At 46.1% G+C, this 503-nt stretch carries 1 pseudogene; it reads right to left on the bottom strand.

The annotated features are described in order from the left end of the window. Positions 1-503: pseudogene (locus tag R7P74_RS29780) on the bottom strand (polyphosphate kinase 1); the annotation flags it as partial.

Raw genomic sequence — 503 nt, 5'->3', positions numbered from 1 at the left:
ACTTTTTTACGGTTTCCGCGCGGTACATAGCTATTGCGCATCTCTTTGTCTATCAAACGTGCCTTTACTGTATCGGTAAAGTGGATGTTAGTTATATCAATAATTCTCTGTTTCAAACGTGGATCACGAACAGGAGCGGCAACTTCGATACGATGATCGATGTTTCGTGTCATCCAATCGGCAGATGAAATGTAGACTTGAGGATCCCCATCATTGTGCGTGATCACTACGCGTGGGTGTTCCAAAAAGCGATCAACGATACTGATGATTCGAATGTTTTCGCTGACGCCTTCAATTCCAGGAACCAAAGCGCACATGCCGCGGATGATCATGTTGATCTTTACCCCCGCGTTGCTTGCTGCGTAAAGACGGGTGACGATGCCTTTATCTACGAGGTTGTTGACCTTTATGGTTAATCCTGCCTTTTTGCCCGCCTTTGCATTGGCGATTTCATTGTCAATCAGGCGGTAAATTTGGGTGCGCGAATTACGCGGAGAAACCAT

The organism is Vibrio sp. 2033 (assembly GCF_033339735.1).
Note: the sequence above shows the minus strand (reverse complement) of the source record. Positions and strands in the feature narration are given on the sequence as shown.